This is a genomic window from Lyngbya confervoides BDU141951 (genome assembly GCF_000817775.3).
GTDB classification, from domain to species: Bacteria; Cyanobacteriota; Cyanobacteriia; order Thermosynechococcales; family Thermosynechococcaceae; genus Lyngbya; species Lyngbya confervoides.
This window is the reverse complement of sequence record NZ_JTHE03000008.1, coordinates 1-8,748: the sequence shown is the minus strand read 5'-3', so window position 1 is coordinate 8,748 and position 8,748 is coordinate 1. Positions and strand designations below refer to the sequence as shown.

Genomic DNA, 8,748 nt, shown 5'->3' with positions numbered 1-8,748 from the left:
GATTGGTTGTAGCTGATTTTCTCTTGCCGTTCGTAAAACGCTTGGGTGCGATAGTCCAGCATTTTGTTGTAGACCAACCGGACGCAGCCCACGGTTTGGCGCAAGAGGGTTTCTTGCTCAGGAGTGGGGTAGACGCGATGAGGATCGGGGTTTCTCGGAGAAAACTGATGATCTCAGCTTCTACTCCCAGCTCCACCCCCCAATCTAGTTCACAGGAAACGGCCCCTGAGATTCAGGCTCCCCAGGCTGAAAAGATTCTCTGTGTTCATTGCCAACGAACTGCCACCAACGGCATCAAATGTCACGGCATGTGCGTTGCGGACAGCGACTATTAGGGAACAGCGAGATTCAACAGCAGACATTACCCCGGCAATTGCCATTGCCAAGGAAAACAGAGAAGGCCAGGCATCACCACTTCGTTGCAGGCGAGTCTGCTGGCTGGATTTAAAACGCCTAGACCATCAGCCCCCCTGACAAATTAAGAATATCTTCAGCCTGCGGGGAGAGATGACTGCTGCCGCTAAAATAGCTCATATCCAACACCGGTTGAGATTGATGCACCTCCGCCCTGAAACCTTCAACGGTATTGCCCCTGCACCGATTAGCAACACAGGTCCCTACACATTTTCCATGATTCTTTAGGAGAACCGCAATGGACTTAACGACAGCTTACCTGGGTTTAAAGCTGCGATCGCCCCTCGTTGTCGGTGCCGCAGCTCCCCTGAGCGAAGACTTGGACATGCTCAAACGCCTTGAAGATCATGGCGCTGCCGCCATTGTGCTGCATTCTATTTTCGAAGAGCAAATTCACCAGGAGGCGCTAGATCTCCATCATCATCTGGAGCAGGGCACCCATAGCTTTGCCGAAGCCCTCACCTATTTCCCAGAACCGAATTTGTTTCATGTCGATGCCGACTTGTATTTAGATCATATTCGCGCCGCCAAAGCCAGCCTTTCTATCCCCGTGATTGCCAGCCTCAACGGATCTTCCCTCGGGGGGTGGGTAGACTATGCCCACCAAATTTCCCAGGCAGGCGCCGATGCCCTGGAGCTGAATCTCTACGCGATCCCCACGGATATTGATTCTAGTGGCGCAGCGGTGGAAGACCATTGTCTAGAGGTGGTTCGACAGGTGAAGGGCACGATCAATATTCCCTTAGCCGTCAAAATCAGTCCCTTTTTCAGCAACATTGGATATATGGCCAAACGGCTATCGGAAGCAGGCGCCGATGCCTTGGTCCTATTCAACCGATTCTATCAACCCGATATCAATATCGAAGATCTAGAAGTTCAGCCGCGCCTGTTACTGAGTACGCCCCAGGATCTCCGCTTACCCATGCATTGGATTGCCTTGCTCTACGGACGCATTGCCGCGGACCTAGCCGCCACCAGTGGGATTCATGATGCCCAGGATGTGGTGCGCCTGCTCATGGTGGGGGCCAAGGCCACCCTGTTGGTCAGCAGTCTGCTCCGTCACGGAATTCCGTATCTCAGCCAAATTGAGCAGGATCTAGCCCACTGGCTAGCGGAGCATGAGTACGAATCCGTCACGCAATTGCAGGGAACCATGAGTCAGCTCAATAGCCCTAATCCTGAGGCCTTTGAACGGGTGCAATATTTAAAAACCCTGCAGACCTATTATCCTCCCTTGGAGCGGCGAAACTCCATGGCTGCCCAAGGATAAAACTCTGGCACCGGTGTTTGCCATCGGTGTTCCACAGCGGTTTTACATGATTTACAGAGCCTGGACGTCTCAAGGGAATAGAGATCTGGTGCCATGAAATATATCGATGAATATCGCAATCCTGAAGCCGTTCAACCCCTTCGCCAGGCGATCGCTCGATGCATCACTCGCCCTTGGAGGATCATGGAAATCTGCGGCGGACAAACCCATGCCATTATCAAATATGGCCTCGATAGACTACTTCCCCCGGAGATCCAGCTCATCCATGGGCCTGGTTGCCCTGTTTGCGTTACCGCTGCTGAAACCATTGATACCGCGATCGCCCTAGCTCAGCATTCTGAGGTCATTCTCTGCTCCTATGGCGACATGCTGCGAGTTCCTGGGAGTTTAGATCAAGGAGATCTCCTGAGTGCCAAGGCAACCGGATCCGATGTGCGCGTCCTGTACTCTCCCCTGGATGTTCTTAAAATTGCGCAGGAGAATCCTCAAAAAGAGGTGATTTTCTTTGCCGTTGGCTTTGAAACCACCGCCCCGGCCACAGCCGCAACCGTCTACCAGGCCAAGCAGCAGTCCCTGAGCAATCTCTCTTTTCTCGTTTCCCATGTGCGGGTTCCCCCGGCGATGGAGGTCATTCTCTCCGCCCCAGACTGCCAAATTCACGGGTTTTTAGCCGCCGGTCATGTTTGCACCGTCATGGGAATGGGTGAATACGAGGCGATCGCAGATCGGTTCCAGGTTCCCATCGTCATTACGGGCTTTGAGCCCGCGGACATTCTTCGGGGAATTTATCATTGCCTGCAGCAGCTAGAGGCGGGATCTGCGCAGGTCGAAAACCAGTATGCCCGATCCGTCCGTCCTCAGGGCAACACTGCAGCCCAGCAACTCATGCAGACTGTGTTTGAAATCGTGCCCCAAACCTGGCGAGGCCTGGGCCAGATCCCCGCCAGTGGCTTGGCGCTTCGGCCTGAATTTGCCCTTTACGATGTCCGCAATAAGGCCTTCCCTCTACCGGCGCCGCCTGACCATACCCCGTCCCTGGAGTGCATCAGTGGCCTAGTCCTCCAGGGCCTCCAGCCGCCAACCGCCTGTCCCGTCTTTGGTGGGCGCTGCACTCCAGATCATCCCCTCGGGGCCCCCATGGTGTCCTCCGAGGGAGCCTGCGCCGCCTATTATCGATATCGCCCCTCCGCAACCTTTTAGCCTCTCATGTCATCGTCTATGTCATTGCGGCCGCACTTTGGCCCCTGTCCCCTCCCAATCCAGCATTATCCCCAGGTGCTCATGGCCCACGGTAGCGGGGGGCGCATGATGCACCATCTCATTGAGCAGATGTTTCTGGCAACCTTTGGCAATGAACAAACCGGGCATCATGACGCAGCCTGTCTGGATTTATCCCATCCTCACATTGCCTTTACCACAGATTCCTACGTCGTCTCGCCGATCTTTTTCCCTGGGGGCGATATTGGCAGGATGGCCATTTACGGCACCGTTAACGATTTAGCCATGGCAGGCGCCCGCCCCCTATATCTGAGCCTCAGCTTTATTCTGGAAGAGGGGCTATCGATGGAAACCCTTTGGCAGGTGGTGCAATCGATTCGGTTTGCCGCGAATCAGGCCCAGGTCGCCATCGTGACGGGCGACACCAAAGTGGTGGAGCGAGGGAAATGTGACGGTCTTTACATCAATACCTCGGGAATTGGCAGCATTGAGCATGCATGGGATATTTCCCCTGCCTCAATCCGCGCTGGTGATGCCATTTTGATCAATGGGGACCTTGGCCGCCACGCTATTGCCATCATGGCCCAACGAGAGGGATTGGCCTTTGAAACCACCCTGGAAAGTGACCTTGCCCCCCTGGCTAGGGCGGTGCTGGCGTTGATCGAGGCCGGAGTGGAAATTCACTGTCTGCGAGATCTCACCCGTGGCGGCCTGGCGACAGCGCTCAATGAACTGGCCCAAGCCGCTCATTGTTTGGTGCAATTGGGGGAAACAATCCCGGTGAGCGAGTCTGTTGCAGGGGCCAGCGAAATCCTGGGATTAGACCCGCTTTATCTGGCCAATGAAGGTAGATTTGTCGCGTTTCTTCCACCTTCGCAAGTTCAGCGGGCGATCGCCATCTTGCAAGCGGTGGATCCTGATTCCACCCCGCAGCAGATCGGCGTCGTAGAGGCTGATCTCCCCCCCTCCCCTCCACCGTTCTGGGTGAAAATGCACACTCCCTTCGGCGGCAACCGGATTCTTGACTATCGCAATGTGGACGGGCTGCCGCGAATTTGCTAATCGTCCTGGATGGCTGATCAGCCCCGATGCCGGTGGACTCTCCGGCAAGGATGGGAGCAAACAGGCTAAAAATCTTGATCCCCTCCAATCTTGAGGCGGTGAGAGGTTAGAACGTAAAGCGTTGCGACCGGAGCCATTGTGATGAAACCCTGGGAATCTGCATGGATGATTGTGGCGGTGTTATGGGTGGTCCTAGCTGGCGTCTGTGCCGCTTTGTTTTGGACTCAAGAGCCCGATCAACCTCCGCAGCCTGAGCCCCAATCCCTAGCGATCTAAACCCGATCGGCGCTGCTGCTGGAGACGATTAAACTCGGTTTCTTCCACCGTTAACAAAGCGGGAGCCGAGGGGGGACGCATATCCCACTGCACCTCCGATAGGAACAGCAGCGTTCCGGCAATAATCATGCCGGAAAACAGGTAGGGGAAAGTGCTGAAATAGGGCAGCAGCAGGACCCCCGCCCCATGGATTGCGCTGGCCAGGCAGAAGGTCCGCGATCGCAGTCCCCAGCCCGTCAACAGGTAGCCCAGAGCGCTCAGGCCTAGCCAAATTTGGCAAAGATTAAGCACCACCCAGCCCCAACCCAGAAATATCCCGCCATCGGTGAGCAGGACCCCCATGAGCATCAAGAGCGTCCAGGTATACACCACCCAGCGCAACTGCTCCACCTGCACCCAGAACCAGGCTAGGGAAGCCATGATGACCACACCAACCCCCGTGAGCAGGGACCAGAGAATGGCCTGATCCCGCCAGTTCACCGGAGAAAATTGGGCAACGGCAAAAATAACGGCTGTGATCCAGCCCCATACCAAAAAAGTTTGATCGATGCGGGTGTAAACCCCAGAAAATAGCTGAATCTTTCCAAGGCGATACTCAATGCGCAGCAGTCCCCTCAAATCCTGAACGTCTAGTGCTTCTTGCTTACAGCGGACCAGGGGTTCATGCGGATTGAAGAAACTCATGGGATCTGTAAAACTACTCCGTTGGGAATTTAGAATCAATGTTTTTTGAATTGTATCTTAAGAATTGTAACGTAGCCGGTTCACCCCAATTCTCCAGACTGGGGTGAACCGCTAACGGGCTGGGGGCAAACCAGGGAGTGGGCTTATCCCTGGCGATTCTGACGCATGGATTTCGTGATTGCTTTCCAGCGTTTTTTACGGTTGCGCTGCGCCAGGGGATCTTGCTGTCGTTGCACATGGGCCTGCTCCCGCTGGAGCTTGCGATAGCTCTGCAGGCGCTGCATGGGGACTCTTCCCTCAGCGATCGCCTCCTGAACGGCGCAGCCGGGTTCCGACTGATGCTGGCAATTGCGAAAGCGACAGCTCTGGGCCAGGGCCTCCAGGTCGGAAAACGTTTCCTGGAGACTCTCCTCAGCCGTCCAGAGCTGGAGTTCCCGCATTCCTGGAGTATCGATGAGCAACGCTCCCGAGGGCAGCTGCAGCATTTCGCGGTGGGTGGTGGTGTGACGCCCCCGGCTGTCGTCAACCCGCACGGCCTGGGTTGCCTGAACAGCTTTGCCCAGGAGCTGATTGGTCAGGGTGGACTTGCCCACGCCCGAGGAGCCCAAGAGCGCAACGGTTTGTCCTGGCTGCAGGTAGGGATCTAGATCCGCAATCTTATCCCGAGTGAGGGCACTCAAGGCCAGAATGGGGACCGAAATGGCAATGTTTGCCACTGCGCTTAACTGATCCTCAATATCCTCGCAGAGGTCGGCCTTATTGAGTACAATCACGGGATTGGCTCCGCTTTCCCAGGTCATCACCAGATATCGTTCAATTCGGCGCAGATTGAAGTCATGATCTAGGCCGCTGACGAGGAAAATGGTGTCCAGGTTAGCCGCAATGATCTGCGCTTGGGTGCGAGTCCCCGCGGCCCGGCGCGTGAATTGGCTGGTCCGCGGCAGCACGCCATGAATGACGGCTGGATGAGTCTGGGTCTCCATCACGACCCAATCCCCCACCACCGGAAAGTCCTGAATGCTGTGGGCCTGATGCCGAAATTTGCCGGAGACAACCGCCGTGCAATGGCCCTGGTCCGTGTAAAGGTGATACTGATCTCGATGGGCGATCGCCACCCGGCCAACGCCGTAGCCCTGCTGGGCATAGGGGGCAAAATGTTGCGCCAAGCGATCGTTCCAGCCTAAGTGCTTAAGCTGCATGGTAAAAAATCCTCTCGGTTCAATGACGATCAAGATCGATAGCCGCTGTGCTATCGACGCGCACCGCAGAGGAATCTAAGAAGGGTCTGAGATGAAAGCCTTCTCAGGCGTTAATTCCCTACAGTGCTGGATACAGTGACAGAAATGGCGACCGACTCAGCCATAGGATGTTTCTCCAGCATCAAAACAAGTTCCAGTATAGCCAGGATTTACAGACCTTGTGGAGTGGGCACTATTCTCCGGCTGGTATTGAGCCCTGGGTTGCGACTTGGGTTGCGACCTGGGTTGCGAACAAGGATAGATCACGCCATAACGGGGAAGGACGGGATGTATCATGCACTGGCGCAGTATTCAGGAGACAAATCATGCGGTTATTTCTAGCCCTGGGAGCTATCTTTGGCGGATTGGCCGTGGCAGGGGGCGCCTTTGCGTCCCACGCGCTGAAGGCACAGCTGAGTGAGCGATCGCTGGAGATCTTTGAAACGGGAGCGCGTTATCAGATGTATCATGCACTGGCACTGATCGCCGTGGCGATTTTGGCTGAGCAAGGACAGGAGAAGGCCCTGTGGTTCACCATAGCTGGAAGCGCCTTTACCCTGGGGATTGGGCTATTTTCCGGGAGTTTGTATGCCCTGAGTCTTTCCGGGATTGGCTGGCTAGGGGCGATTACGCCGCTGGGGGGCGCGGCCCTGCTAGTGGGCTGGGGGTGTGTGGCGATCGCTGCGCTCCAGCGTTAATCCAGGGCTAAGCGTTGAAACCCTTGGACACTGATGACTGATGATGGACCCGTCGGGGATTTTCCAGAGGGATGCCTTGCGGCCTGACGCAGCAATAGTCTTCGCAGACTGACGCGTTAAAACCGATACTGGCGATCGCTGACCCATAAGCTCACCGGCACACTCTTCCCACGATCGTCCACCTTAATCTCCACCACAAACGCCGTATCGGACGATCGCTGCACCTGGCTAATCTGTTGGTTAATCGACTGTCGCTGATCCTCTGGCATGTAGTAGGTTTCTAATCCATAGACCACTTGCCAGCCCTCGGAGTATCCCCTTAGGGCAATTTGATTGGCGGGCAGAGAGGCTGGGCGATCGCGGCTGACTCTCTTAGGTTGCCAGGCCACCGGAGGTTCACTCGACAGGGCGGGCGCTTCTAAGATTACATAAACAGAGGTGGGCTGATATCCCTCCTGAAAGATCTCGGGGCCACCAGGCAGGTTCGCGAGGACCTCCGGATTAGAGATTTCATAGCGCAGCGTTTGGGAGTAGCCCCGCAAGAAATCGTAGGGGTCCACCGGAACTGTTTTTAAGGTCACGGTGGTTCCGGTGGCATAGGTGATCGCACTCTGGGTGGGCACGGCAATAATCAAGGCCGCTTGCATCAGCATGGGCAGCCAGAAACGCCAGGATCCCATTGGAAGAGGCTGATCCGCTGATTTTGCATGGATATCAGGCGCGATCGCCGGCAATTGAGTCTTAGCCTGCGATGGATTGATAAGGTCTGCCGAGTCCGTCGAAGTAGCCCCTGAGTCCGGGTCTAAGTCCGGGTCTAAGTCCGGGTTTAAATTGGGATCTAACCTTGGATCTAAGTGGGAGTCCTGCATAATTAACGCTCCGGTAGTAGGGCAGGGGGAGAATGGGATGAACGGCTTTGAGCTTCAAACCAGAGGCCCGCGGCAATGACGCCTATGCCGCAAAGGATCAACACAATCGCCTTGAGGATCAAGCCCGTGTTGTATTCAAACATGCGGCTGATAATCCCCAGCACCAGCAAGCTCATGCCCCCCCAAAAGCGATGCCGGATCCCCAGCAGCAGCCCATCGTGCAGGAGCGCAAACGCCAGGAAAAAGAGGATGCTGTTCATCGCCACTGGCCCCACCCTGGAAAGGGTCGCGCCCTGCAGATGGAAAAAAACAACGCCCCACTGGAGACCTAGCAGGCCCAGCAGCGATCTAGAGTTTAACCAAAGCGCCTTGGGAACCGGCTGGCGCCGGTGGATCAGGTGCCCCCAGGCAAGCAGCGTCAGGATGAAATAGGCCAGAAAGGAAAGCGACAGCCAGGCCAGGTGCGGATTTTGCAGATTCCTCTCCACGCCCAGCCAGCGATCCATTTGCCACAGCCAGCGAAAGGAAAACCAGTAAGTTATGAGGCTGATCCACCAGCAGCTGATGGACTGGCCGATGGCTTGAAATGGGTCACGGGATTGTCGGCCCTTGGGTCCCGCGAGGGGGACCGAGGATCGCGGAAACAGTCTGAGTCTCAGTGTGGATCTCAGCGTAGATCTCAGGGCAGACCAGAGGTTGGCGTGATAGGCCCACAGCAGGGCTGGCGGTAAGGTCAAGGCCCAGGCCATGGCAATGGGGGCAGGTGAGGTTGTCCAAGCAGCAGCCGGATCGCGCGACCCAAAAAAGATCGTGGCAAACCCAACTGCCCAAAGCCCGTAGAGAACCCGAGATTGACACCAGTGGGCTAAGGGCAGATAAAGAAGGGTAAACAGCAGCGGCAGATGGACCATGGCTAGATTAATCCAGCCCGTTTCACCGGGAGTAAGGGACTTCCAATCAATAAAGTAGCCCACAATTAAGCTGTTTGGTAGGGAATGGTGACGAACCAACGTCCCAAA

Annotated in this window: 9 protein-coding genes and 2 pseudogenes; 6 read left to right on the top strand and 5 right to left on the bottom strand. The window is 55.8% G+C overall.

The window, feature by feature from the left end:
• Positions 1 to 140 (bottom strand): annotated as a pseudogene (locus QQ91_RS01245) (helix-turn-helix domain-containing protein); the annotation flags it as partial.
• A 27-nt stretch (positions 141 to 167) separates the two neighbouring features.
• Between QQ91_RS01245 and QQ91_RS01240 the strand changes: the two are divergent.
• The 5 genes from QQ91_RS01240 to QQ91_RS21570 all read left to right on the top strand — a co-directional run bounded on the left by QQ91_RS01240 (position 168) and on the right by QQ91_RS21570 (position 4,240).
• Positions 168 to 335: a DUF8639 family protein gene (locus QQ91_RS01240; protein WP_166283794.1), complete on the top strand. Its 168-nt coding sequence runs from the start codon at positions 168 to 170 to the stop codon at positions 333 to 335.
• A 317-nt stretch (positions 336 to 652) separates the two neighbouring features.
• Complete coding sequence (locus QQ91_RS01235; RefSeq protein WP_166283804.1) at positions 653 to 1,684, top strand: dihydroorotate dehydrogenase-like protein; 1,032 nt, start codon at positions 653 to 655, stop codon at positions 1,682 to 1,684.
• A 93-nt stretch (positions 1,685 to 1,777) separates the two neighbouring features.
• Positions 1,778 to 2,884, top strand: a complete 1,107-nt coding sequence (gene hypD / locus QQ91_RS01230) for a hydrogenase formation protein HypD (protein WP_166283802.1) — start codon at positions 1,778 to 1,780, stop codon at positions 2,882 to 2,884.
• 18 nt (positions 2,885 to 2,902) lie between these two features.
• Entirely contained in the window at positions 2,903 to 3,964 is a 1,062-nt protein-coding gene (gene hypE, locus QQ91_RS01225; RefSeq protein ID WP_166283800.1) for a hydrogenase expression/formation protein HypE, read from the top strand.
• Positions 3,965 to 4,105: 141 nt separating this feature from the next.
• Complete coding sequence (locus QQ91_RS21570; RefSeq protein ID WP_284707150.1) at positions 4,106 to 4,240, top strand: hypothetical protein; 135 nt, start codon at positions 4,106 to 4,108, stop codon at positions 4,238 to 4,240.
• Here QQ91_RS21570 and QQ91_RS01220 read toward each other — a convergent pair.
• Positions 4,229 to 4,924 (bottom strand): hypothetical protein, encoded by a 696-nt coding sequence (locus tag QQ91_RS01220; protein ID WP_166283798.1) that lies wholly within the window; start codon positions 4,922 to 4,924, stop codon positions 4,229 to 4,231. The genes QQ91_RS21570 and QQ91_RS01220 overlap by 12 nt on opposite strands.
• 143 nt (positions 4,925 to 5,067) lie before the next feature.
• Positions 5,068 to 6,123, bottom strand: a complete 1,056-nt coding sequence (rsgA, locus tag QQ91_RS01215; RefSeq protein ID WP_166283796.1) for a ribosome small subunit-dependent GTPase A — start codon at positions 6,121 to 6,123, stop codon at positions 5,068 to 5,070.
• Positions 6,124 to 6,488: 365 nt separating this feature from the next.
• On the opposite strand from rsgA, the gene QQ91_RS01210 reads away from it, so the two are divergent.
• Positions 6,489 to 6,860, top strand: coding sequence for a DUF423 domain-containing protein (locus QQ91_RS01210; protein WP_201277519.1), 372 nt, complete (start codon positions 6,489 to 6,491; stop codon positions 6,858 to 6,860).
• A gap of 116 nt (positions 6,861 to 6,976) precedes the next feature.
• Here the strand turns inward: QQ91_RS01210 and QQ91_RS01205 are convergent, their stop codons facing one another.
• Both QQ91_RS01205 and QQ91_RS01200 read right to left on the bottom strand, forming a co-directional pair.
• Positions 6,977 to 7,729 (bottom strand): GDYXXLXY domain-containing protein, encoded by a 753-nt coding sequence (locus tag QQ91_RS01205; protein ID WP_236096251.1) that lies wholly within the window; start codon positions 7,727 to 7,729, stop codon positions 6,977 to 6,979.
• Between the two features lie 2 nt (positions 7,730 to 7,731).
• Positions 7,732 to 8,748 (bottom strand): annotated as a pseudogene (locus QQ91_RS01200) (hypothetical protein); the annotation flags it as partial.

Excerpts from the sequence above, each read along its gene's own strand:
- QQ91_RS01240 (WP_166283794.1), top strand. The coding sequence starts at position 168 with ATGATCTCAGCTTCTACTCCCAGCTCCACCCCCCAATCTAGTTCACAG.
- QQ91_RS01235 (WP_166283804.1), top strand. The coding sequence starts at position 653 with ATGGACTTAACGACAGCTTACCTGGGTTTAAAGCTGCGATCGCCCCTC.
- hypD (WP_166283802.1), top strand. The coding sequence starts at position 1,778 with ATGAAATATATCGATGAATATCGCAATCCTGAAGCCGTTCAACCCCTT.
- hypE (WP_166283800.1), top strand. The coding sequence starts at position 2,903 with ATGTCATTGCGGCCGCACTTTGGCCCCTGTCCCCTCCCAATCCAGCAT.
- QQ91_RS21570 (WP_284707150.1), top strand. The coding sequence starts at position 4,106 with ATGAAACCCTGGGAATCTGCATGGATGATTGTGGCGGTGTTATGGGTG.
- QQ91_RS01220 (WP_166283798.1), bottom strand. The coding sequence starts at position 4,924 with ATGAGTTTCTTCAATCCGCATGAACCCCTGGTCCGCTGTAAGCAAGAA.
- rsgA (WP_166283796.1), bottom strand. The coding sequence starts at position 6,123 with ATGCAGCTTAAGCACTTAGGCTGGAACGATCGCTTGGCGCAACATTTT.
- QQ91_RS01210 (WP_201277519.1), top strand. The coding sequence starts at position 6,489 with ATGCGGTTATTTCTAGCCCTGGGAGCTATCTTTGGCGGATTGGCCGTG.
- QQ91_RS01205 (WP_236096251.1), bottom strand. The coding sequence starts at position 7,729 with ATGCAGGACTCCCACTTAGATCCAAGGTTAGATCCCAATTTAAACCCG.